Annotated in this window: 14 protein-coding genes; 6 read left to right on the forward strand and 8 right to left on the reverse strand. The window is 73.8% G+C overall.

The window, feature by feature from the left end; all coding sequences use genetic code 11:
* Positions 1 to 12: 12 nt before the first annotated feature.
* From GA0070558_RS01570 to GA0070558_RS01585, 5 genes are all read right to left on the reverse strand, one after another.
* Positions 13 to 1,578 carry an AAA family ATPase gene (locus GA0070558_RS01570; RefSeq protein ID WP_091274650.1) on the reverse strand — a complete coding sequence of 522 codons (1,566 nt, stop codon included), beginning with the start codon at positions 1,576 to 1,578 and terminating at the stop codon, positions 13 to 15.
* 10 nt (positions 1,579 to 1,588) lie between these two features.
* The gene (locus GA0070558_RS01575) at positions 1,589 to 2,152 is read right to left on the reverse strand and encodes a hypothetical protein (RefSeq protein WP_091274653.1); all 564 of its coding nucleotides are present in this window, start codon (positions 2,150 to 2,152) and stop codon (positions 1,589 to 1,591) included.
* The gene (locus tag GA0070558_RS33225) at positions 2,149 to 2,313 is read right to left on the reverse strand and encodes a hypothetical protein (RefSeq protein ID WP_176734055.1); all 165 of its coding nucleotides are present in this window, start codon (positions 2,311 to 2,313) and stop codon (positions 2,149 to 2,151) included. The genes GA0070558_RS01575 and GA0070558_RS33225 overlap by 4 nt, the downstream gene beginning before the upstream one ends.
* Position 2,314: 1 nt before the next feature.
* Positions 2,315 to 4,090 (reverse strand): hypothetical protein, encoded by a 1,776-nt coding sequence (locus GA0070558_RS01580; RefSeq protein ID WP_091274656.1) that lies wholly within the window; start codon positions 4,088 to 4,090, stop codon positions 2,315 to 2,317.
* Positions 4,091 to 4,348: 258 nt separating this feature from the next.
* The gene (locus tag GA0070558_RS01585) at positions 4,349 to 5,086 is read right to left on the reverse strand and encodes a Crp/Fnr family transcriptional regulator (protein ID WP_218106943.1); all 738 of its coding nucleotides are present in this window, start codon (positions 5,084 to 5,086) and stop codon (positions 4,349 to 4,351) included.
* Positions 5,087 to 5,569: 483 nt separating this feature from the next.
* Between GA0070558_RS01585 and GA0070558_RS01590 the strand changes: the two genes are divergently transcribed.
* From GA0070558_RS01590 to GA0070558_RS01600, 3 genes are read left to right on the forward strand one after another with little or no spacing between them, the layout of a single operon-like run.
* The gene (locus tag GA0070558_RS01590) at positions 5,570 to 6,892 is read left to right on the forward strand and encodes a hypothetical protein (protein WP_141722151.1); all 1,323 of its coding nucleotides are present in this window, start codon (positions 5,570 to 5,572) and stop codon (positions 6,890 to 6,892) included.
* Positions 6,889 to 8,871, forward strand: a complete 1,983-nt coding sequence (locus GA0070558_RS01595) for a caspase family protein (protein ID WP_091274662.1) — start codon at positions 6,889 to 6,891, stop codon at positions 8,869 to 8,871. The genes GA0070558_RS01590 and GA0070558_RS01595 overlap by 4 nt, the downstream gene beginning before the upstream one ends.
* On the forward strand, positions 8,868 to 12,836 hold the full coding sequence (locus GA0070558_RS01600; protein WP_091274665.1) for a CHAT domain-containing protein: 3,969 nt from the start codon (positions 8,868 to 8,870) through the stop codon (positions 12,834 to 12,836). The genes GA0070558_RS01595 and GA0070558_RS01600 overlap by 4 nt, the downstream gene beginning before the upstream one ends.
* A gap of 45 nt (positions 12,837 to 12,881) precedes the next feature.
* Here the strand turns inward: GA0070558_RS01600 and GA0070558_RS01605 are convergent, their stop codons facing one another.
* Both GA0070558_RS01605 and GA0070558_RS01610 read right to left on the reverse strand, forming a co-directional pair.
* Positions 12,882 to 14,507, reverse strand: a complete 1,626-nt coding sequence (locus GA0070558_RS01605) for a phytoene desaturase family protein (protein WP_091274668.1) — start codon at positions 14,505 to 14,507, stop codon at positions 12,882 to 12,884.
* An 11-nt stretch (positions 14,508 to 14,518) separates the two neighbouring features.
* Complete coding sequence (locus GA0070558_RS01610) at positions 14,519 to 15,277, reverse strand: TetR/AcrR family transcriptional regulator (RefSeq protein WP_091274671.1); 759 nt, start codon at positions 15,275 to 15,277, stop codon at positions 14,519 to 14,521.
* 110 nt (positions 15,278 to 15,387) lie between these two features.
* On the opposite strand from GA0070558_RS01610, the gene GA0070558_RS01615 reads away from it, so the two are divergent.
* The 3 genes from GA0070558_RS01615 to GA0070558_RS01625 all read left to right on the forward strand — a co-directional run bounded on the left by GA0070558_RS01615 (position 15,388) and on the right by GA0070558_RS01625 (position 20,491).
* On the forward strand, positions 15,388 to 17,628 hold the full coding sequence (locus GA0070558_RS01615; RefSeq protein WP_091274673.1) for an MMPL family transporter: 2,241 nt from the start codon (positions 15,388 to 15,390) through the stop codon (positions 17,626 to 17,628).
* A 66-nt stretch (positions 17,629 to 17,694) separates the two neighbouring features.
* On the forward strand, positions 17,695 to 18,879 hold the full coding sequence (locus tag GA0070558_RS01620; protein WP_091274676.1) for an alkaline phosphatase PhoX: 1,185 nt from the start codon (positions 17,695 to 17,697) through the stop codon (positions 18,877 to 18,879).
* Between the two features lie 370 nt (positions 18,880 to 19,249).
* Positions 19,250 to 20,491, forward strand: coding sequence for an IS701 family transposase (locus GA0070558_RS01625; protein WP_176734056.1), 1,242 nt, complete (start codon positions 19,250 to 19,252; stop codon positions 20,489 to 20,491).
* Between the two features lie 190 nt (positions 20,492 to 20,681).
* Here GA0070558_RS01625 and GA0070558_RS01630 read toward each other — a convergent pair whose 3' ends face one another.
* Complete coding sequence (locus GA0070558_RS01630; RefSeq protein WP_091274682.1) at positions 20,682 to 23,867, reverse strand: DNRLRE domain-containing protein; 3,186 nt, start codon at positions 23,865 to 23,867, stop codon at positions 20,682 to 20,684.
* Positions 23,868 to 23,977 lie beyond the last annotated feature (110 nt).

The following is a 23,977-nucleotide window of genomic DNA, read 5'->3' on the forward strand; positions in this document are numbered from 1 at the left end:
CTCGCCCCCCGATCACGCGTCGCCCGGCACCAGCACCCGCCGGCGGGGCTCGCCGTCGGACGCGGCGGCCGTGACCGGGGCGCCGGCCGGCACCGCCCGGTCCCGACCCCAGCTGCGGATCTCCGCGATCTGTTCCGGCTGGGTGCGGCTCAGCGGGATGGTGTTGACGAAGGTGTCGACGACGAACTCGGTCGGCGGGCAGGACCGGTCGCCCCGCAGCAGCATCTCGGTGCCCACCTCGTTCATGGCCGACTCGATGTCGGAGCCGGCGAACCCGTCGGAGAGGACGACCAGCCGGGGGAGCAGGTCGCCGTCCGGTTCGGTGTCGAGGTAGCGCCGGTAGTAGAGCCGGATGATCTCCGCCCGGTCGGTGTCGTCGGGCAGGTCGACGAAGAAGAGCTCGTCGAAGCGGCCCTTGCGGAGCAGCTCCGGCGGCAACGAGCGCACGTCGTTGGAGGTGGCCACGACGAAGACCCGGGACCGGGATTCCTGCAACCAGTACAGGAACTGCCCGACCAGACGCCGGCTCACCCCGGTGGAGTCGTACTGGCCGGCGAGCCCCTTCTCGATCTCGTCGATCCAGAGCACGCAGGGAGCCGTCCGGTCGGCCATCTCCAGCGCCTCCCGCAGCCGGGTCTCGGACTGTCCGACGTACATGCCGAGGATGGTCGCGAAGTCGAGCCGGTACAGCGGCATCCGCCACTGGGCCGCGACGGCCTTGGCGCAGCGGGACTTCCCGCAGCCGGGCACGCCGACCAGCAGCACCCCGCGCGGCGGACGCAGCCGGGTCTCGCTCAGGTCGGCGAGCATCACCTGGTGCTTGCGACGTAGCCAGGCCCGCAGGCTGGTCAGCCCACCGAGTTCACCGTCGGCCGAGTCGACGTGCACCCGTTCCAGGCCGGCGAGATCGCCGAAGTGCTTGTCCTTGAACTCCGCCATCCGGGCCACGTCGTCGCGGCGCAGGTGTCCGCTGGCGGCCATCGTGGCCAGCACGTTGATCGCGGTGCCCTCGGGAACCCCGACCAGGAACTCGGCGGCACGCCGGGCGTCGGCGTCGGTCCAGTCGATGGTGACCGCGCCCTGCTGCTCCTTGAGGAAGTCGGTGACGATGCCGTACATCTCAGGGGCGTCGGGCAGGTCCAGGACGATGCTCATCCCGAGACGTTGCAGGCCACTCCACAGCGGCGTGTCGGTGACCAGGACGATGCTGCCGGAGCGGGCGTCGGCGAGCCGCGCGAGTTCCGCGATGTGCCGGGTGGCCGGGGAGTCGGCCGTCAGATCGTCGGGTTCGACGAAGACGATCGTCGCCTGGGCCCGCCGGGACAGTTGGGCGGCGGCGAAGTCCATCGCGGCCACCAGCGAACGCTCCTCCTGCACCTGGGCGTTGGTGCGTAGGTCCCGCAGCCCGGCCGCCCTGGTGTGCAGCCAGAACGGCAGGCCGGCGCGGCGTGCGCTGCCGGCAACCTCCCGCAGCAGCCGGACGGCGCGCAGCGGCTCGACGGTCCGCACGCTGATGAGCGGCACCCGGGCGGCGACGTAACTGTCGAGGTCCCTGCGGGCCTCCAGGTAACGGGACATGATCGCTTCCTCAGTCGGGGGTCGCCGGGCCGGCGACGATGATCCGGCGGCGAGCCGGTCCGGTGGGGTCGGTGGCCCACTCGTCGACCGGGCCGGAACCCGGGGCGGTGGACGCGGTCAGCGGGTTCTCCCGTACCGTGCGCATCCTTGCGTGCACCAGCGGGCCGTCACCGCCCTGCCGACGCAGCTGCTCGACGCCGTCCTCCAGCGCCCGCTGGACCAGCTCGATCTGGGCGTCGACGAGGCCGAGCAGGTGTCGGCCGAGCGGCTCGGGCAGCCCGGGGCTGCCGGCCACCGCCCGGATCGACGCCAGTCCCCGGCGGCCCTGCACCAGGGCCCGCGCCCACTCGAACTCGTCCCCGGCCGCGGCCATGGCTGCCAGCAGTCCGTCCGCCCAGAGCTTCAGCCGCTGGTCCAGCGCGCCGGTGAGCATGGCCACGAAGCGGGCCCAACCGTCGGCGGGCAGGGCCGCCTCGACCAGCTTCGGCAGCCCGCCGGGGGTGGCCGACTGCTCGGTGCGCCAGCGGCGCAGGAACGTCACCCAGGTCTGCAGGTCGTCGCCGTGGCTGGTCACGGGTCGGCCCGGTGCGGCCGGCGCACGAGGATCTCGCCGGGCGGCAGCGGCTCCCAGTCGGGCAGCTCCTCGACGACCTGCCGCCGGCGGTCGGTGGCGGGCGGCGGGGACGCTGGCCGGGCCCAGGGTCGGGGCTCCGGAGCGTCGTCACGGTCGATCATTTCACTCCCCCTTGTCGGTCCGGCCCACCGCGCGACGTTCGTGCGGTGCTCCCGGCCCGCCGGCCGTGGCCAGGTCGGCGATCAGGGCGGTGACCCGGCTCGCGTCGCTGTCGGCGGCGGTGAACCGGTCCCGCCAGGCTTCGAGTTCCATGCCGGCGGCCCGCAGGCCGCGCAGTGCCTCGTCCCGGGCGTCGTCGATGAGCCTCCGGACCCGCTCCTGCTCGGCGGCGGCGGCCTCCGCCCGGCCCTTGAGGACCACCGCCCAGACGCCGCCGGTCAGGGCGGTGGCGAGCAGGCCGATCCCCGCGCCACCGACGGCGAGCCCGATCAGCAGCACGACGAAGATCACCACCAGCGGCCCGATCAGGCTCTTGCCCCAGTCGAAGGCGAGACCGTCGACGAAGGGCCGGCCGTAGCGGTTCCAGTGGGCGTCGAGCGAGCGTTCCAGGGTGCCCATCGGCTGGTCGAAGGAGCCCGTCCAGGAGGGCGGCCGGAACGCGGCCACCCCGCTGAGCGCACCCGGGTCGACGGCCACCTCGACGGTCGTCGGCGCGGCGATCCGATAGTCGTTGGTGAACCCCGCGTGGGCCTCGCCGATCCAGTCGTGGCAGGCCGCCATCGCCAGCCGCTGGGTCTGTGCGGAGACGGCCAGGGTGTGCGGGGCGAGGGCACAGTCGGTCTGCAGGCTGAGGTAGTCGCGGGTGTCGTCGAGGACGTCGACCTGGGCGCGGGCGACCTGCTCCGCCGCGGCGAGGTCGCCGTCGGCCTGGACGATGGCCTCCTGCTCGGCCAGCTGCCGGCGCAACGGCAGCTCCTCCCGGTCGTACTCGGTGACCAGTTGGTCGAGCAGCTCGTCCACGGCGTCCTCGATCCGGCTGCTCGGGGTGGCCTCCGCGGCCAGCACCGGGGTGTACCGGTCGAGGATCGACCCGTGCGCCTGGGCGTGCGACAGCATCAACCGCAGCTGCGGCCACTGCGGCGACGCCTCGGCCAGCCTGGGGAAGTCCTCGTCCAGCCCGTCGACGCGGACGTGGCTGGTCAACTCGACCCGCCAACGCCGCACCTGGGCGGAGATCACCGCCTCGTCGTCGAGCAGGAGCCGACGCCACCCGTCGAGCCGCTCCTGGACCAGGGCCAGCCCGGCGGGGCCGAACGCACCCTGGGCGGTGGCCTCCAGGATGACCGGGAACTCCCGGCCCAGGGCTGCCGGGTCCTGGGCGTCGAGGTAGTGCCGCAGCCACCGCACGGCCGCTGGCCCGCGATCCTGCCGGCGCAGCACCAGCGCCATGAACAACGCGGTCCGCTCGGGGGAGTGCTGGTAGGCCTCCTCCACCGCGCGGACGCACAGTTGCGGGTCGTCGCCGGCCCAGGCGGCCAGCGTCACCAGCACGGGCGCCAGCCAGTAGCGGGAGTTCTGGACCAGCAGCTCCTCGCTGACCGCCCGAACGGTCTCCTCCCGGACCAGTCCCTGGTCGAAGGCGCGGAGCATGCCGACCGCCGTGCGGCGGACCACCTTGTGGTGGCCGAACTGCTGCTCGATGTCGTTCTTGAGCTGACCGACCCTGGCCTCGGCGCTGTGCAGGTTCTTGGTGCGCTGTGCCTGCTGTTCGAGGCGAAGCACGGCGTTGTGGAGCGTCGCCAGTTGGTCCTGGGTGATCCGCTGCCTGATCCCGATGTCGTTGACCTGCAGGCCGACCTCGCCGACGGCGTTGCTGATGGCGACGAGGTCGCGCCGTTGCTGCCGCAGAACGTTCTCTACCGCTCTCAGTTCGGACATGGCTCCCCCGCTTTCGATGCGCTGGTGAATGCCCATCGGTATTGATCCGCGAGCCCGGAATCGTCGACGGTGAGGAGCCGACCCGAGTCCCGTGTGCATGACGTGAATTCGCGCCCCGTGGCGCAGAGGTATTTGGCGCGGTGATATTCCGCTGCTGTGGATGGTTGCCGGCAGGGGCCGGACGTCGCGTCGACCGAATGTGTCGAAGAGTCAGCCGATCGGATACGGGCCGGCGACTCGTTTCCTGTCGGAGGACCGTCAGGTGGCGGGCTCGTCGCCGGTCGTGGGCCCGGCGTGCTGGGCCACCCGGGCGAGGGCTGTCGGATCGGCGATCGTGATCTGGCGGTATTTCCAGCGGAGCACCCCCGCCTCGCGCAGTGCCCGCAGCGCCTTGTGGACCGTCGCCGGTGCGACACCGACCAGGGTGGCGAGTTCGGGCTGGCTGAGCGAGAGCCCTATGTCGACGCCGCCGTCGCGGGCCCGCGTGCCGTACCGGGTGGCGATCTCGATCAGTGCCCGGGCCAGTCGCACCTCCGCCGGGTACGCGAGGAAGTCGGTGCGCCGCCGGTTGGCCCAGCGCAGCCGCTCGGCGACGATGGTGGTGACCAGGCGGGCGGCCTCGGGGTGCCGGGTGAGGATGTGCCGGAACGCCTCGGCGGTGAGCAGCCGGCCGGTGACCACGCCGCAGGCCGTGACCGTGGCCATGCGGCGAGGACGCTCGGCCAGGGCCGCCGTCTCGCCCACGATGTCACCGGCCGTGCGGACGGCCAGGAGCGCCTCGCAGGTCTCCGCCAGGCTGGTGACCTTGACCAGGCCGCCGGTCAGCAGCACGACGTGGCTGGTCGTGGCCCCCTCGGTGAGGAGCCGTTCGCCCGGCTCGAACCGGACGGGGCTGCCCCGACCGAGCAGCACCTGCCGGGTCTCCTCGGGTAGCCGCCCGAGGAAGCCGTTCGGCGGCCATTCGCGCGGGCGCGCGTTGGCACCGTCCACTCCCACCTCGCGGGCACTATCGACGCCGGCTGACCCGGCAAGTCTGCGGTACCGGTGACCCGGCCGCAATGCGTCGGTGGTGGGGCGTCCGGCCGGTGTCCACCGGACGGACGCGGTCACCGCTGTCGACCGGACCCTCATGTCACTCCTCACCGCGTGCTCTGCGGTGGAGCGTCGCACGGGCCGGGCCGGGGGATCCCGGAAAATTCCGAGATTCCCTCGGGTGCTCGGGTCGACCATGGCAACGGGGGGCGACAGACGGGTGATTCGATGCGACTGCGATGTGTTGGTGTGTCAATTGACGGACACTGCGGCCGAGATGGCCGGAACGTCGGCGATGATCGGGCACCGCGCGGGAACCGAACATTTGCGTATCCGTCGGCGGGGCGACCGAATGCGCGCGCCCGGGTGCGGCAACCGATGTTGCCGTTGGGGCGAGAACTGCGGGAAGACGGGGGCGAATCACTTGCTCACTGCACTGGAGAACACGTGGGCGCAAACGCGCGGGCGACGCCGGACGAGAGCCTCCCGGTGTTGATCGACCCGCCGATGCGCCCGGCCGACGTACTGGCGCGGGCGCCGCTGTGCCCCGGCGGGTCCCGCGACGGCGTACCCGACGTCGGCGTCGATCCGGGTGCGGTCAGCCTGGGCCGCCCCCTGGTCTTCCCGGTACCGGCCGACGAGCTGCCCGGCCCCCTGCGGCTCCGGGCGCAGGCCACCGAGCAGCGGTACTACGGTGTGCTCTTCGCCTTCGACCTGGACCCGCTGCCGGACGGTGGCCGGCACACCTCGGTCCGGTTCGAGGTCACCCTCACCGACGAGGCCGTCCGTGCCGTTCGGCTCGACGCCGACGGCGGCGCCCTCGGGTTGACCTTCGACGCCGACCCGCCCCGGGCGGCCACCGTCGCCGCCGACCGGGCGGCCACCGCCGCCGGTGCGCGTCCCGGCTGGCTCACCCGGCTGGCTCCCCGGCCGGGAAGGCCCCGCGCCTGGTCGTACGGTGCCCAGCGCCACCGCTTCGGGTGGAACTACGAGGGCACCGGGCTGCCCCTGGCCTACGGCATGCATGCCCTGATCGAGGTGCCCGCCGCCACCACCGTGCTCACCGGCCGGCTCGGCGTGCGGGTCCAGGTCCGGCCGGGGCGGCGACACCCGGGCGGCGTTCGCCTGGCCACCGTGCGCGAAGCGGTGCCGTTCCACGAGGAACTGCCCGGCCGGGCCGAACCCACGGCCGCAGCGGTCCGGCTCTGCCTGGCCGCCGATGTGGTGGGTTACAGCCGTCGTCTGAACCATCTGGCCGAACGCACCCAGTCCTGGCTGGTCCGGGCGTTGGCCGAGGCGCGCCGCGCGGCCGGCGTCGACGAGGCGGCGGTGGCCGTGCAACCGCAGGGCGACGGTGAGTTCTGCGTGTTGCCGGTCGGCGTCGACGAGTCGACCGTCATCCCCCGGCTCGTCGGCGGTCTCGCGGAGGCGCTGCGGCGCACCAACGACGGCCTGCTCCAGGCGGAGCGGATGCGCCTGCGCGTGGCGTTGCACCGCGGCCTGATGAAGCCGGCGGACGGCGGGTGGGTCGGTGACGCGGCGATCGCGGTGCACCGCATCCTGGACAGCCCGCCCCTGCGGGCCGCCCTGACCGACAATCCGCAGGTCGACTTCGTCCTGGGCGTGCCGGACGTGCTCTACCAGGACGTCATCCGGCACTCGCGGGTGCCTCCGCTGCCGGACCGGTTCACGCCGGTCACCATCGACCTGCCGGAGAAGCGGTTCGTCGAGCACGGCTGGCTGCACGTGCCCCACGGGGAGGGCGGGTGAACGGGCGGCTCTTCGCGCTGTTGGTCGGCATCGACCGGTACCGGGCGGTCGCCCCGTTGCAGGGCTGCGGCAACGACGTGGCGCAGGCGGCGGAGTTTCTCCGGGGACGCGTCCCGGCGCAGCGGGGCCCGGCGATCGAGGTGCTGCTGCACGAGCAGGCCACCCGCGAGGCGGTGGTCGACGGGCTGCGTACGCATCTCGGCCAGGCCGGGCCGGGCGACACCGCGCTGTTCTGGTTCAGCGGGCACGGCTCCCGGGCGGCGGTACCGCCGGAGTTGTGGCACCTCGAGCCGGGCGAGAAGCTGCAGACGCTGCTCTGCCACGACAGCCGCCACGGCGGCGTCCCCGACCTGTACGACAAGGAACTCCTGCTCCTGCTCGGCGCGGTCGCCGCCACCGGCTGCCACGTGGTGGCGGTGGTGGACAGCTGCCACTCGCACGGGGCCACCCGCAACCCGCAGCGGTCCGTCGCGGACCTGCCCACCGCGCCCGCGGTGGAGGCGCTCCTGCCGCAGCTGCGGCGGGCCGCCGCCCGGCCGCCGGTCGAGTACGTCTCGCTCGCCGCCTGCCGGTCGTTCGAGACGGCGACCGAGGACTGGCTCGACGGCCGGTGGCACGGGCTGTTCAGTTGGGGGCTGCTCGCTGCGATGCGCCGGCTCGGCCCGGCGGCCACCTACCGGGAGCTGCTCACCGCCGCCCGGTGCGAGGTGGAGCAGTACTCGTCCCGGCAGGTGCCGCAGTTGGATCCGGTCACGCCGGGCATCGCCGACCAGCCGTTCCTCGGCGGCCGGGTCCGTCCACCGGCCACGGGGATGTGGCTGCGCCGGTCCCGCCACGAGTGGCGGATCGACGCGGGCTCGTGCCACGGCCTGTCGACCGGTGCCGACGGCGACGACAGCCGCGTGGCCGTCGCCGGCACGGAGAACGAGGCGCGGATCCTGCGGGTGGGGGCGAATCACAGCGTCGTGGCCCCGATCGGTTGGGAGCCGGACGAGGACACGCAGTACCCGGTGGTGCTCAGCCGGGTGCCGATCCCGCAGGTCACCGTCGCCGTCGAGGGTGACCACCACCCCACGGTCGAGCTGGTGCTGGCGGCGCTGGGCACGGCCGGTCCCACCGGCGGCCCGTCGCCGTACGTCCGACCGGTCCCCGGTGCGGCCTCCGCAGAGGGGCCCCAGCTGCGGCTGCGAGCCGACCAGCCGGGCCGGGTGGGCATCCGGGACCGGGACGACGCCCCGATCTGTCCCGACGCCAGCGACGTGTCCGGCGACGGGGCCCGGCGGTTGGTCGCCACGGTGGAACACCTGGCCCGGGTGCGCCGGGTCCGGGCGCTGACGAACCCGGTGTCCGGGCTGGCCGGCGCGGTGTCCCTGCAACTCGTCGAGGCCCGGGCGGCGGAGGTGACCGCCCCGGCGCACCGGCCGGCGCTGCTGCCCGGCCCGGACGGCGCGATCCATCTGCGCTACCGCCGGGACCGGGGCCGGTGGGTCGCGCCGACGGTCTTCGTCCGGCTGCACAACCACAGCTCCCGGCAGCTCTACTTCGTCCTGCTGAACGTCACCGAGGGCCATCGGGTGCACACCGGCCTTTTCCCCGGCGATCACGTCGCGCCGCGGTGGGCCGCCGCCGCCCTGCACGGTCGCCCGGTGGAGCTGCGGCTCCCCGACGACCAGCCGGTCACCCCGGGTGCCCGCACCCGCGACTGGCTGATCCTGCTCGCCGCCGAGGAGGAGTTCAGCTCGGCGGCGTTCGAGCTGCCGGACCTGTCCGGGGCGGGGTCGGGCCGGGGCCGGGTGCCGCGCGGGGTGACCGGGTTGCTCGGTCGGCTGGGTCTGGCGGCGGCGCACCGCGACGCCGGGGCCGTCGACGGCCCCGCGAGCGACTGGTTCACGCTGACCCTGCCGATCGTGACCGAGGTGCCCGGCAGCGCCACGGTGCCCGCCGGCGGTGTCGACGACGGGCAGGCCGTGGCGACGTGACCGGCCCGCACGACCCGGACCAGCCGCCGCCGGACGAGTGGATCGACCTGCTGCTGCGGCACCAGGAGAACCCACCGCCGGGTGCGGATCCGGCCGGGCTGGCGGGGCTGATCGGCGAGGCGTTCCTGCAGCGGTACGCCGACGACCCGGACGACGCGCACCTGGCCACCGCGATCGAGCAGCTGACCCGGGCGCTGCACGGCTCTCCGCACCACGCCGACGCGGCCGGCTGGCACTACGGGCTGGGGCTGGCCCACGGTGAGCGCGCCCGGCGGGCGGTGGCAGCGGTGCTCGCCGGCTCCGCCGAGCGGCCCGAGGGGCCGGCCGTGAGCCAGGACCGAGCGGTGGCCCACCTGACCGCCGCCTACCGGGGCTGGCCGTCGGACGATCCCGAGCGGGACGCCGTGGCCGTGGAGTTGCTCGACGAGGTCTGGGACCGGTTCCAGTGGCAGGTCCTGGACCTCGAACCCGACTCGCCGGCCGCCCACGCCGAGCTGGACCGCATGGAGCGGGCCATGGCCGAGGTCACCGTCGGCGACGCCGACCCGCACCGGGCCCGGTACGCCCGGATGCTCGGCGGCCTGGCCCGGCTGGCCCGCTACGACTACGCCGGTGGGCGACGCCAGGACCTCGACGAGGGCGTCGCGCAGCTCACGGCCGCCCTGGCCGCCCTGCCTCCGGAGACCCCCCGCTACGCGGTCGCCTCCGACGAACTGGTCGCCGGATACCTGGAGCTCACCGGCCTGGACGAGGACCGCACCTGCCTGGACCTGGCCATCGCCGTGGGCGACCGGGGGATCAGGGCCGCGCGGCCGGGCCAACCCGGCTGGCTCAGCCTGCACCGCAGCCAGGCGTACGGGTACGCGACCCGATGGGACCTCGACCAGGACCCGGCGGACGTCGCGGCGGCGATCCACTGCTGGCGTACGGTGCGGGCGGAGGACCCGGACGCTGCCTCGGCGGTGGCCCTGGCCGAGCTGTTGCACAGCCGCGCGGAGCTGACCGAGGACCCCGACGGTCTCGCGGAGGCCGTCGAGCTGCTCGTCGGCGCGCTGCCGGAGGCGGCCGAGGCCGGGCCGGTCTGGCAGCGGCTGGGCGAGATCCACCTGCTGCGCTGGCAGCGGGGCCGGGAGCCCGGCAGTCTGGCGGCTGCGGGCGACTGCCTGGACCGGGCGCTGCGCGGCGGCCTGCCGGCGGAGGCCCTGTTCGCCGTGCACCGGACCCGGCTCATGGTCGCCTGGGAGACGACGACCCACGAGGAGACGGCCGAACCGGGCTCGGTGCCGCGGGGCCTGGGCCGGTTGCGCCGAGTCGTGCAGGAGGCCACCGACGCGTTGCACGCCGCGATTGATGCCACGCCGACCGAGCGGGCCACCCTGGCCGGTCTGATCCTCTACGCGGAGTGCACTGTGATCGGCATCATGCTCGACGACGCCGACCTGCCCCACCTGCGGTCGTTGCTCGCGATCGCCAGGACCGCCGCCGCCGACCCGCCGCCGGGATTCACCGGGGCGATGGACCTCATCGAGGGCGTTCTGGACGACGCCGCCGCGAGCAGCAGCGCCGAGTCCGCCTCCGACTTCGGGGTCACCAGGTTCGCCGCCGCGCTCAACGACCGGCACCTCGACGAGCCCACCGCCCTTCGAGGGCTGACCAGGCTGGCGCTGCTCTCCCGGGGCGCCCGGCTCGGCGACGTGCGAAGTTCCCGCGCCGGTGCCGGCCGGCTGGACGGGTCGACCGACGCCGCGGAGGGGGACGCCGCACGGACCGACGCCGAGTCCGAACTCGTCGAGGTCGCCTTCCACGTCATCCGGCACGGTGCCCGACGGGATTTCGCGGCCATGCGGGAGGCGATCCGCAGGGCCGACGGGCTGCGCGACCGGATCGGTCCGTCGCGCGTGGTCCGCCAGATCGTCGACCCGATGCTCGACGCCGGCCGGAGCCTCTACGCTATGAACACCCATGGCCCGCTGCCGCCCGCCGGGGCGCCGGTGCCGCTGCCGGCCGGGCGGCTCTCCGCCCGGAGGGTGGCGACCGTGGTCATGAACGCGGGGGTGCAGGTCATGGCGGCTCGCCGGTGGGCGGACCACGGGCTGCTCCGGCGCTGGGCCGACCACCTGGTGGGGGTCGCCGACCGGCTGGAGCCGGCGGACCGGATGTCGCTCGTGCTGCTGTCGATCGCCGCCAAGGCCGAGCTCTGGCGGGCCGCCGCGCTGCGAGAGCGCACCGCCGCGGCCCGTGCCGCCCGGTACCTCGACCGGGCCCGTGCCGCCGGCCCCGATTCCGCCGGATCGCTCTGGGCCGAGCTGGTCGGCGACCACGCCGAGGCGCTGCGCCGGTCCGGGGACCCGGACCGGGCGGCGACACGGCGGCTCGGGCTGGCCGGGCTGCGGGCCCAGGCCCGGGACGTCCTGCTCCAGTCCGGCACCGATCAGGCGCTGGAGGCAGCCCGGTCGGCCGCCGACGCCGCGACCCGGGTGGTCCGGTGGTGCCTGCAGGACGAGGCCGACGACGACCTGCTCGCCGCCCTCGACGCGGGCCGGAGCCTGACCCTGCAGGCCTCCACCGCCGGCCGCACCGTGCCGGAGCTGTTGGGCCGGGCCGGCCGCACCGACCTGGCGGCGGAGTGGGAACAGTCCGGCGGCCTGGGCCGCGACCAGGTCACCGGGGACCTGCTCGGCGCGGTGGTCGCCGCCAGCGAGGTACCGGACGATCTGCGTCCCCGGGTGCTGCGCGCCCTGGAGGGCGCCGGCCTCCTCGACGACCTGCTGCCTCCACTGAGGCCCGACGACGTGCGGGCCGCACTCCGCGCCCTGGACCTCGACGCTTTGGTCTACCTGGTGCCGGCCGCCCCGGGGGTGCCGGGGCTCGCGGTCCTGGTGCCCGCCACCGGTGAGATCCTCCCGCAGGAGTTCCCCGACCTGACCGTGGCACCCGGCGCGCCGGTGCGCCGGCTACTGTCGGCTGCCCTGGGCCCGACCGGCACCGGGCCACGGGTGGCGGGACCGGTCGGCGGCGACGTGGGCGAGACCGGGGCCGACGTGGCCGCGACCCGGATCGACGACCTGTGCCGGTGGGCGTGGCGGGCGGTGCTCGGCCGGCTCGTCGACGACCTGCGGGCGCTGCGGCCCGGCCGGCCCGCCCGGGTGGCGCTGGTGCCGATGGGACTGCTCGGGCTGGTCCCCTGGCACGCCGCGTACGAGCAGACCGCGGCCGGCCGGCGGTACGCCATGCACGACCTGGTGGTCTCGTACACGCCGTCGGCCCGGATGCTCTGTGCCACGGCGACGCGACCGTCCCGACCCGTCCGGTCCGCCCTGGTCGTCGGGGATCCCCTCGGCGACCTGCGGTACGCCGGTGTCGAGGCCCACGCCGTGTTCGAGCGGTTCTACCCCGACGGCGACTATCTGGGGGCGGCGCATCCCGACCCGGGGCGGCGGGCCACCCGGGAGAACGTGCTGTCGTGGCTGCGTACCGCCGGGGTGGGTCCCTCGATGCTGCACTTCGCCTGTCACGGCCGGGTGGAGCCGGCCCTGCCGGCGGACGCCCACCTGGTGCTGGCCGACGGGCCGCTGCCGGCCCGGGAGCTGCTGGAAGTGTCGCGCCGGGCCGCGCTCGACCTCGGCCGGGTGTTCCTGGCAGCCTGCACCACGAATGTCGCCGGTGGCGATCACGACGAGGCGTTCAGCCTGGCCACCGCCTTCCTGGCCGCCGGCGCGCACACGGTCTTCGGGTCGCTGTGGCGGGTGCCGGACGACGGCACGTCGTTGCTCATGTACGTGGTGCACCACCTGCTGCGACAGGGCAACGCGCCGGCCGACGCCCTGCGCCGGGCCCAGCTGTGGATGCTCGACCCGGACCGGCGGCCACCGGCCGGCATGCCCCCCGAGTTGGCCGCGGCGTGCGGCGGGGCGTCGTTGGCGCAACCGCTGTCGTGGGCCGCGTTCACCCACCTCGGGTGGTGAGAGGGGAACCCCTCTCTACCGTAGGCGTTAACAAGGGGCCCCTCCTTACACCCAGTCGGCGAGGATGCGGCGGGCCGCGTTGTGGCCGGCCGCCCCGATGACGCTGCCCGCCGGGTGGCAGCCGGCGCTGCCGGCGTAGACGCCGTCGACGCCGGTGGCGTACGGCATCCGGTCGGTGAAGGAGACCGTGTTGTCGACGTGGTGGATGTGCCCGCCGGTGATGCCGAAGTGCGCCTCGATGCCGGCCGGGGTCAGCGGCACGGCGTCGGCGATCAGGTCGCCGGTGCCGGGCGCGTACCGCTCGCAGATGCCGATCAGCCGGTCGACGTAGCCGGGCAGGGCCGCGTCCCAGGTGCCGTCGGCGAGCGCGTAGGGCACCGACTGCACGAACAGGGCCGACGAGTGGTGCCCTTCGGCGTCGGACAGCGACGGGTCGACGGTGGTGTGCAGATACCACTCGATGGTGGGCTCGGCGGGCAGCCGCCCGGCCTGCACGTCGGCCCACATGGCGCGCAACGCCGCCATCGGCGGCTCGCCCCCGCCGCCGACCAGCGACGCCGAGCCGGGCAGCAGGTGGATGGTGGAGCCGAACGGGCTGGGCGCGCCGGGGGGCAGGCAGGAGAAGCGGGGCAGCCCGGTCAGCGCCAGGTTGACCTTGAGGGTGGTGCCGGGCCGGCGGACGGCCGCCATCCGCGCGCCCAGCTCCGCCGGGAGCGCGCCGTCGGGCAGCAATTCCATCAGCCGGTACGGGTCGCACGCCCCGAGCACCACCCGGGCGGCCACGTGCCGGCCGTCGGCGAGGGTCACGCCGCTGGCCGCGCCGCCGTCGAGGGTGATCGCGGTGACCGGGGCGTCGGTCAGGATGCGCGCCCCGGCGGCGCGGGCCGCGTCGGCGAAGGTGCGCGAGACGGTGCCCATGCCGCCCTCGGCGATCATCCAGGTGCCGTCGGATCCGGGCAGCCGGCACATGTTGTGCACGAGGAAGTTATGCCCGGTGCCGGGGTCGTCGGGGCCGGCGTTCAGCCCGGACAGCCCGTCGGTGACCGCGTACATGCTGACCAGCAGCTCGGAGCGGAAGTCGAAGCGGGCCAGGTAGTCGGCGACGGAGCCGCGCACGAGGTCGACGAAGACCTGCCGCAGGGCGGGCCGGACGTGCCGCTGCGCGATCTCCTCGACCGGCAGCGGCTCGGCCAGCCAGGCGGGGGCCAGGTCGTCGCGGAGCTGGGCCAGCTCGGCCTGCATGGCGTCGTCGGCGGCCACGTCGGCGGGGGAGAAGAACTCCGCGAGCTGCCGCCGGGTGGCGGCCGTGTCGCTGCCCATCAGCAGGTACGGCGACCCGGTGCCGCCCGGGGTGGGCAGGAAGTAGTGCGGGTCGCGGCGCAGCACGGGGATGCGCACGTCGAGCGTGGCGAGCAGCTCCGGCGGCATCAGGCCGAGAAGGTAGGACCCGGTGGAGTGGCGCAGCCCGGGCACCTTCGGGAACGGGTTCTCGGTGCGGGTGGCCCCGCCGATCACCCCGGCGGCCTCCAGCACCAGCACGTCGAGGCCGGCGCGGGCCAGCAGGATCGCCGAGACCAGCCCGTTGTGCCCGGAGCCGACGACCACCACGTCGGCGCGGGCCGGCAGGTCACTCGCGTTGCTCGTCGCGGTCGTGCCGCTGTGCTCGCTCATGCTCGGGCAGCCTAGTGCCGCGCCGACCCGGCCGGGGGGCCGTCGCCGTTCCCGGCCGGCGGGCCGCCGTCGGGTGCCCCGCGCAGCTGGCCGAGCAGCGCGGCGAGTTCGGTCTCGAACAGCGCCCCGGGGGAGTCCACGGCCCAGGCGAGGTGGCCGAAGACCTCCATGGCGACCAGGCCGTAGAGCCGGGTCCAGGCCGACAGGAACGCGTACGCGACCTCGATCGGCAGCTCGCCGTGCTTGGCGGTGAGCGGGGTGAGGTGGCAGCCGAGCTGCTGGTGCAGCACGTCGGCCGGGGGGCCGGGCAGCGCCGCGCCCCGGGTCAGCGCGAGGAACGGGGCGAGGAAGACCGCCCCGAACCGCGCGCCCGGGTGCTCGGCGTCGGCGCAGGCGTCGGTGAACGCGGCGACCCCCGGGACGGGGTTGCCGAAGATCAGGCTGAACTCGGCGGGGTGCGCGACGGCCCAGTGGCGCATCGCCCGGCACATGGCCGTGAGCTGGTCGACGGGTTTTCCGCCGGCGGCGTCCCGGGCCGCCTCGATGATGCCGCGCAGCTCGTCGTAGAGGTCGCCGGCCAGCGCGCCGACGAGGGCCTCCAGGTTGGGGAAGTAGCGGTAGATGGCGGGCGCGGTCATCCCCATGTCGCGGGCGATGGCGCGCAGGGAGATCGCCTCGACCCCGCCGGTCACGAGCAGCCGGCGAGCCCCGTCCTTGATCTCGGACAGGGTGGTCGCGCGTAGCCGTTCCCGGCGGGTCGGTGCGGACATGCGTGAACCCCCTTGACTGGAGCGAACACCGTAGTCATAGTAAACGGCGTTCACTTCTGAGAGCCATGGTTACTGACCACGACCTTAAACGGTCGGTGAGGGGGAATGCGATGTTCGACTGGTGGGGGCGGGCGGTGGTGCGGGCCCGCTGGGCCGTGCTGGCCGCCGCCGTGGCGCTCATGGCGCTCGGCGCGACCTGGGGGACCGGCGTCTTCGGCCAGCTCAGCGGCGGCGGGTTCGCCGACCCGGCCAGCGAGTCCAGCCGCACGGCCGAGCGGATCACCGCCGAGCTGGGCCGGCAGGGCGCCGACGTTATCGTGCTCTGGTCCAGCGACACCGCCACCGTCGACCAGCCGGCGTTCCGCGACCCGGTCGCCGCCACCGTCGCGGCGCTGCGCCAGCGCCCCGAGATCGACAGCGTGACCACCTTCTACGACACCCCGGCGCCCCACCTGGTGTCCACCGACCGCCGGGCCACCTACGCCCTCGTCCAGCTCGACGGCGTCGACGAGGACGCCCGCGCCGAGGCGTACGACGCGGTGCGGCCCGCGTTCGACGCCCCCGGGCTGCGCACCGAGCTCGGCGGCGCGGTGGCCTTCCAGCGGTACGCCAACGAGCAGACCACCGAGGACATCACCCGCGCCGAGCTGCTCTCCATGCCGGTGCTGCTGGCCCTGCTCGTGCTGATCTTCGGCGGGCTGGTCGCGGCCACCACCCCGCTGCTCGTCGGCGGGCTCGCCATCCTCGGCGCGTTCGTCGCCGTCCGGCTGCTCAACATGGTCACCGACATGTCGATCTTCGCGATCAACGTGATCACCCTGATCGGCCTCGGCATGGCCGTCGACTACGCCCTGTTCGTGGTCAGCCGGTTCCGCGAGGAACTCGCCGCCGGCCGCGACACCGCCGAGGCGGTACGCCGCACCATGGCCACCGCCGGCCGCACCGTCCTCGTCTCCGGGCTCACCGTCGCCCTCGCCATGGCCAGCCTGCTGGTCTTCCCGCAGCCGTTCCTGCGCTCGATGGGCCTCGGCGGGATGGCCGCCGTGCTGGTCGCCATGCTCGCGGCGCTCACCGTGCTGCCGGCCCTGCTCGCGGTGCTCGGCCGCCGGGTCGACGCGGTGCGCGTACCCGTGCCGTGGCGGCGTGGGGCGGGCCGTGGGCGGCCGGCGCAGGCCGCCACCAGCGGCGCCTGGGCCCGGATCGCGCGCAGCGTGATGCGCCGCCCGGTGCCCTACCTGGTCGGGGTGGCCCTGATCCTGGGGCTGCTGGCCACCCCGTTCCTGCGCGCCGAGTTCGGCGGCGTCGACGAGCGGGTGCTCCCGGCCGACGCCGGCCCCCGGGTGGTCTCCGAGCGGATCGCCGCGCAGTTCCCCGGCGGCACCATCGCCCCGATCGACGTGCTGGTCACCGGCGTGCCGGCCGACGCGGTCGGGCCGTTCGCCGACCGGATCGCGGCGGTGCCCGGGGTGACCGGCGTGCGGGTCGCCGCGACCCGGGGGGCCTCGACGCTGCTCGCCGTCGCCTACCCGGGCGAGCCGACCGGCGACGCCGCCCGGGACCTCGTCGGCGACCTGCGCGCCCTGCCCGCCCCGGACGGCGCGCGGGTGCTCGTCGGCGGCCGGCCCGGTGTCGACCGGGACCTGCTGGGCAGCCTCGGCGACCGGCTGCCCTGGATGGCCCTGCTGATGGCCGGCGCGACCCTGCTGCTGCTCTTCCTCGCGTTCGGCTCGGTGGTGCTGCCGGTCAAGGCGGTGCTGATGAACCTGCTCTCCATCGGCGCGTCGTTCGGCGTGGTGGTCTGGATCTTCCAGGACGGGCACCTGTCCGGGCTGCTCGGCTTCACCTCGACCGGGTTCATCGAGCCGAGCAACGTGATCCTCATGCTCGCCGTGCTGTTCGGGCTGGCCACCGACTACGAGGTGTTCCTGCTCTCCCGGGTCCGCGAGGAGTGGGACCGCACCGGCGACAACACCGCGTCGGTGGCCGCCGGCCTGCAACGCACCGGCCGGATCATCACCGCCGCCGCCCTGCTGCTCGTCATCGTGGTCGCCGGCTTCGCCACCGGCGCGATGGCGTACATCAAGCTGATCGGGATCGGCATGATCGTGGCGATCGTGGTCGACGCGACCCTGGTCCGGGCGCTGCTGGTGCCGGCCACCATGCGCCTGCTCGGCCGCTGGAACTGGTGGGCCCCCGGCCCGCTCGGCGCGGTCTACCGCCGCTTCGGCATCCGCGAGTCGGACGACCCGGCCGGACCCGGGGCCGGTGGCGCGGCGGAACAGGCCGCCCCGGACGCGGTCGAGCCGGAGCCCGCCGGGCCGGAGAGCCGTCACCCCGCGTTCATCGGGTAGTCACTGGTGTCGATGCCCCGCCGGCTCTACCGTCGGTGGGGCATCGACCCTACCGGGAGGTAACCGATGGACCGTCGTACCGTCCTGCGCGCCACCGTCGCCGGCGGGGCCGCCGCCTTCTGCGGCAGCCTCTGGGCCTCCGCCGCCCTCTCCGCGCCGGCCCTCGCCGCCGGGCCGGCCCAGCCCGGCCCCGGCCCGTACGGGGACCTGCTCGCCGCCGACGCCAACGGCATCCACCTGCCCGCCGGCTTCACCAGCCGGGTGGTCGCCCGCTCCGGGCAGCGGGTCGCCGGCACCTCCTACCTGTGGCACTGGGCCCCCGACGGCGGCGCGTGCTTCCCCGCCCCCGACGGCTGGATCTACGTCTCCAACTCCGAGATCCCGCTCGCCGGCGGCACGTCGGCCGTGCGGTTCCGCGCCGACGGCAGCATCGCCTCGGCGTACCGGATCCTCGGCGGGACCAACCTCAACTGCGCCGGCGGGGCCACCCCGTGGGGCACCTGGCTCTCCTGCGAGGAGGCGCCGCTCGGCCGGGTCATGGAAACCTGGCCCGACGGCAGCCGCGCCGCCGAGGAGCGCACCCGGATGGGCCGGTTCACCCACGAGGCCGCCGCCTGCGACCCCGACCGGGGCGTCGTCTACCTCACCGAGGACGAGGAGGACGGCTGCTTCTACCGGTTCGTCCCCGACACCTGGGGCGACCTGCGCACCGGCCGGCTCCAGGTGCTCTGCGCGCCCGCCGGCCAGGTGACCGGCCCCGTGACCTGGGCCGACGTGCCCGACCGCGACGGGTTCCCCATCCCCACCCGGCGTCAGGTCGGCGCGGCACAGCACTTCGACGGCGGCGAGGGCTGCTGGTACGACCGGGGCACCTGCTGGTTCACCACCAAGGGCGACAACCGGGTCTGGGCGTACGACGCCGCCAACCAGCGCCTCGAACTCGCGTACGACGACTCGCTGGTGCCCGCCGGGGCGGCCCCGCTCACCGGCGTCGACAACATCACCGGCACCCGCTCCGGCGACCTGTACGTGGCCGAGGACGGCGGCAACATGGAGATCAACATGATCACCCCGGCCGGCGTGGTCACCCCGTTCCTGCGCCTGCTCGGGCAGTCCGGCTCGGAGCTGACCGGCCCGGCCTTCTCCCCGGACGGCAGCCGCCTCTACTTCTCGTCGCAGCGGGGAGTCAGCGGGGCGGTCACCGGCAACGACGGCATCACGTACGAGATCACCGGCCCCTTCCGCCGCTGACCCCTGACCCTGACCGCTGGGCCGCCGACGATTGCCCTCCGAACGGCTGCGCCACCGGATGCCCGGAGGTCGCTGACGTGACCCGGCCCGCCCGCTAGGGAGCTGAGTCACTTACGACATCACCCACCCACCCCAGTACCCGATGGCCACCCCAGCACTCCGGTGATCAAGAGGAATGCGTCAGGAATGATCTCGACGATGACACATTCCTCTTGATCACCGCGCCGGGCCGGGACGCGCCGGGGCCGGTAGGGAGGGCGGGGAGGGCCGGGCGGCGTGATGTCGTAGGTGACTCAGCTCCCTAGTAGTGCTTTGTTAGGTCGGTGTGTCGCTGGCCGTCGGTGGCGGTTCGGGGTAGTTCGATGTTGGCGTGACCCCTGACGAGCTTTCCGTTGTGCGGCAACGGCTTGAGGCGTTCGCCGCGGATGTGTTCACCCCGCTGGTGCGCTCGGATCAGCGGGCCAAGGGTGAGATGTATCTGCGGGGCTTGTTGCTGGACGGTCGGCGTAAGTCGATGCAGCCGATGGCGGATCGGCTCGGGGTGGATCACCAGGGGTTACAGCAGTTCGTGACGACGTCGACGTGGGACACCGCGGCGGTGCGGATACGGCTGGCCCGCCGGGCGGTCGAGGCGGTCAGGCCGGTCGCGTGGGTGGTCGACGACACCGGCTTCCCGAAGGACGGCAAGAGTTCGCCGGGCGTGGCCAGGCAGTACTCGGGGACGTTGGGCAAGGTGGCGAACTGTCAGATCGGGGTGAGCGTCCACGCCGTCACCGACACCGCGTCGTGTCCTCTGGACTGGCGGTTGTTCGTGCCGACGTCGTGGGACGACCACGCCGTAGACGAGGCAGACCGGCCCGTGGTGGCCGTTCGCCGGACCCGCTGTGGGATACCCGCCGACGAGCGTCATCGCCCGAAGTGGGCGCTGGTCGTGGGGATGCTCGACGAACTGGCCGAGCACGGCCTGCGCCCACCGCTGCTGGCAGCGGACGCCGGCTACGGAGACAACAGCCAGTTCCGCAGCGCCTTGGACGAGCGTGGGATCGGCTACATCATGCAGGTCAAAGGCGACGCCCTCGCTCACAAGCCAGAGGTGCAACCGGTGCCGCGGGTGTGGTCCGGGCGTGGTCGCCCACCCACCCGCACCGAACCGCGCTACCCCAAGACGGCGGTCAGCCTGGTCGAACACATCCGCGCCGCCGGCCGCCAGGCTGCGGAGACGATCACCTGGCGGGAAGGCTCGAAAGGCACGATGAGCTCCCAGTTCATCTTCCTGCGGGTCCGTCCGGCCGGGCACCGCGTCGCTCGTGACCCGGACGGTCTCCTGCCCGAGCGGTGGCTGATCGCTCAGTGGCCGCACGACGAGGCCGAGCCGGTGAAGTACTGGCTGTCCAGCCTGCCGGCCACCACCAGTCACGCCGACCTTGTCCGCTACGGCAAGATCCGCTGGCGCATCGAACACGACTACCGAGAACTGAAGACCGGCCTCGGCCTGGACCACTTCGAAGGCCGCTCCTGGACCGGCTGGCACCGCCACGTCACCCTGGTCACCGCCGCGCATCTGTTCATCACCGAACTGCGTCTGGACCCAAAAGCGGATGCGCCGGCCTGACCCTCTACGCGGTCATCCGCGAGCTGCAACGACTCCTCGCGACCTGGACCGGCGCCTGCATCACCTGCCACCAACCCGTGAAACCGTTACACCGCAACAAACGCCACCGAACCTAACAAAGCACTACTAGTGGCTGTTCACCGCATTGGCGGGTTCTGCTTGCGGAGCCTGCTGGTTGTCGTGAGGTGGATCAGCCGAAGGACTTCATGGTGCTCCAGTCCGCGCCCAGCACGACCTTCACCGGGGTGCCGGCACTCGTGGCGGAGGGGTGGTAGACCCGGATCTGACCGTCGGCGCCAGACCGGACCCAGAGGTCGGGCACCTGGTCGCCGCTGACGTCCGGGATCGCGATCACCGAGCTCATCGCCGCCTCCGTCCAGCCGGTGCCATAGGAGACGTCGCCGTCGCGCGAGTTGGCGGCCTGCTTGAGCGAGTGCAGGTCGACGCTGCCCGCTGCCGCCCCGGGCAGGCCGTGGCGGACGTACATGTTGCCGTTGTCCAGGTTGCGCCAGAGCAGGTCGGGGGTGCCGTCGACGTCGACGTCCGCCACGTTGACGATGTCCCTGCGCCCCCAGGCGGACCCCTCCATCAGGGTCGCCTCCTGGAAGCTCGCCCCGGTGTAGCCACCGAGCATCCAGAACGCCGTCCCGGCCCGCACCACCAGGTCCGGCCGTTGATCGCCGGTGACGTCACCGACGGCCTTGATCTGGGTCCAGGTGCCCGGATCCGGCGCGCCGGGCGGCAGCAGGACCCGCAGCCGGCGGTTGACGTCGAAACTGCCGTACCCGTCGCCGGGGTAGAGCCAGAATCGGCCGTCGGGGGTGCGAGCGAACAGGTCGGTGACGCCGTCGCCCGGGTAGGCGTCGTCGTACTTGGCGATCAGGGCCGCCTTGGCGGCACCCGCGTCCCACCAATGTCCCGGCGGGTTCAGTTCGTTGCCGGTGGTGTAGGAGGCGGCGAGCCACGAGTACAACTCGCCGCCCTCATCGCCCGCGTAGGTGCGCAGGTTGCCCGTGGCATCGACGAGGATCAGGTCGGGCAGGTCGTCGCCGGTGACGTCGCCGGGTTTGTCGGCCGTCTCGCTGGGCGGCACGTAGAAGGTGTAGTCGGTGCGGACGCTGCGGTTGCCGACCGCGTCGAGGGCGTACACGTGCAGGGTGTTCGGGCCGGCGTGCCGGGGAGCCAGACCGGCCACGGTGGCCTTGCCGCCGCTGGCCGGGATCGTGAGGGGGTTGATGCTCTCGAACGAGTAGGTGAACTGGGCGGCGCCCGCCGCGCTGAACTCGACCGGCCCGGTCTGCCCGAACTTCACGGTGGACCAGGTGGCGCCGTCCGGGGTCGCCTCCAGCCACACGTTGCTGGCGACGTCCGGAGCCGGGGGCGCGGAGGCGTCGATGGTGAAGCGGCACGGCTCGGTGCCCGGCGGATAGTACGAGGACGACGCGTTCGAGTGGTCCTCGGCGCGCACGTCCCAGGAGTAGGTGACCCCGTCTTCCAGGCTGCCGACGGGGACCGTCCAACTGGCCCTGCCGTCACTGGAGTGGGTGACGAGGGTACCCGCGGGCACCGTGGTGCCGGTCCGCCAGAAGCGGAAGCGCAGCCCCTTGAGGTTGCCGTCCGGGTCGATGGCCTTCGCCGACAGGGAGATCGTGGTCCGGGCGATGGTGGCGCCGCCGCCGGGGCCGGGCACGCAAGCGCCGCCGGGCGAGGTCCGGCCGTCCGTCGGCTCGCCCGGGGGACGGTTGTGGACGACCTCCAGCTCGGCCGTGTTGGCCTTGAACTTGCGCCAGGTCAGCGTGTCGGACTCGCTGGTGGCGCGCATGCCGAGGGTGATGCTTCCCCAGCCCTTGGTGGCGGCCTCCTGGGCCGCGCCCAGCACGTCGAACCGGACGTACTCGTCGTCGCAGCTGCTGCCGTAGCCGTGGGCGAAGGACCGCTTCTGCTGCACGGACTCCCATGCCGGTTGCTTCTGCCAGGTGCTGCTGGAGGAGATGGCGCCGGTGAGCCAGAGCTGCATCTCCCGGGCCGTGCAGGACCAGGAGTGGTTGTTCAGCACCCGGAAGCCGGCCTCGCTGACCACCGTTCCCTTGATCTTGCTGTCGAAGCCCATCCGCCAGAAGGAACGCGTCGTCAGGGGAGTGTCCTCGTCGTAGCCGACCCGGGCGTCCGAGGTGCCGCTGTTGAAGTTGGTGCTGTGGTAGGTGTTGGTGTTCGGGCTCTGCTTGTAGACGGTGGCCCAGGACTGCAGTCCTGTCTTGAGGGTCGGGTCGAGGAAGAGCGGGAAGAGCGCCTCGGGATCGGTGAGCAGGCCGGTGGCGGCGGCGTCCAGGTGCAACCGGGCCTCGCCGGTGTCCTCACCGTCGAGGCGGGTGGGCATCGGGCCCTGCCGGGAACCGGGCTCGGCGCCGCTGAGGCCGGAGAGTTGCAGCACGTGGGCGCTGGTGTCCACCGCCGTGCGCAGCGGCGTCTCGGGCGAGGTGGGCTCCCGGCCGGCGGAGTCCCAGGCGAACGGGCTGGGGATGGAGCCGATCTCCGCACCGCTGACGGGGTCGAGGATCTGCACCCCGTTGGTGGGCTGCTGGTGGCGGAAGACGGCCGTCGCGGACCGCAGCCCGTAGGTCAGGGTGTCGACGGCGTCGAGAGTGGCGGCGTTGCGGTTCTTGACGATCAGCAGTTGCCCGAACCCGCCCTCTTCGCGGGCGACGACGAGCAGGTCGACACCGGGCAACACCTCGGGGTAGAGCGCGCGGGGCCCGTCCAGCACCGGTTCCGGCAGGAGGCCGGGCCACAGGTAGGTGATCGTGTGGCCGTCGATCTGCACCTCGGCGAGGGCGGTCTCGGCGGGGCTCTCGGACTGGGCGGCCGGGGCGAGCCGCAGTGAATTGGTGGTGATGCCGCTCGACTGCCCGTCCTGCTTGGCTGCGGAAGGGCTGCCGGCGGAGAAGCGGACCGGCGCCGGCGCGTTGGCCGGCGTGACATCCAGCCCGGTGGGGGTGCGGTCAGCGCGGGTGAGGGTGGTGTCGATCGGGGCCCACTGCCCGGAGGCGGTCTTCGCGCGCTGGGGCACCGCGTGGAAGGTGGTGCGGAGCTTGCTGTCCGGGCGCGCCCAGGTGAGCGAGGTGGCGGTGGTCGCGGTGTCGACGGGCACCTCCTGACCGGTGCGTCGGGCCTCGGCCATCGCGGCCGCGTAGTCCCGGCCGGCGGTGTCCACCGGCGCGGCTTCGAGGGCCCGCTCCGGTCGGGAGGGCCGGCTGTCGTCGGCGCGCAGCCAGTAGGGCAGCCCGGCCACGAGGAGCGCGACCAGCAGAAAGCCCAGGGTGCAGAGCTGCCGGGTACGCGTACGCAGGAAAGGGCTGAGCAGGCGAGGCACGGTCACGGCGGTCTACTCCCGTGGGGGGCCGGGCGGACAGGGCGGCGGCAACGACGAGCGATCCCGTCCGGCGGAGGGCCACGGGGCAGCAAGCGCGGGCACACGATCGCACAACC

It is taken from the genome of Micromonospora haikouensis (genome assembly GCF_900091595.1).
Taxonomy (GTDB): Bacteria; Actinomycetota; Actinomycetes; order Mycobacteriales; family Micromonosporaceae; genus Micromonospora; species Micromonospora haikouensis.

What these genes read in the sequence shown, in the direction of transcription:
- GA0070558_RS01570 (WP_091274650.1), bottom strand. Translation starts at nt 1,578, where the DNA reads ATGTCCCGTTACCTGGAGGCCCGCAGGGACCTCGACAGTTACGTCGCC.
- GA0070558_RS33225 (WP_176734055.1), bottom strand. Translation starts at nt 2,313, where the DNA reads ATGATCGACCGTGACGACGCTCCGGAGCCCCGACCCTGGGCCCGGCCA.
- GA0070558_RS01580 (WP_091274656.1), bottom strand. Translation starts at nt 4,090, where the DNA reads ATGTCCGAACTGAGAGCGGTAGAGAACGTTCTGCGGCAGCAACGGCGC.
- GA0070558_RS01605 (WP_091274668.1), bottom strand. Translation starts at nt 14,507, where the DNA reads ATGAGCGAGCACAGCGGCACGACCGCGACGAGCAACGCGAGTGACCTG.
- GA0070558_RS01610 (WP_091274671.1), bottom strand. Translation starts at nt 15,277, where the DNA reads ATGTCCGCACCGACCCGCCGGGAACGGCTACGCGCGACCACCCTGTCC.
- GA0070558_RS01615 (WP_091274673.1), top strand. Translation starts at nt 15,388, where the DNA reads ATGTTCGACTGGTGGGGGCGGGCGGTGGTGCGGGCCCGCTGGGCCGTG.
- GA0070558_RS01620 (WP_091274676.1), top strand. Translation starts at nt 17,695, where the DNA reads ATGGACCGTCGTACCGTCCTGCGCGCCACCGTCGCCGGCGGGGCCGCC.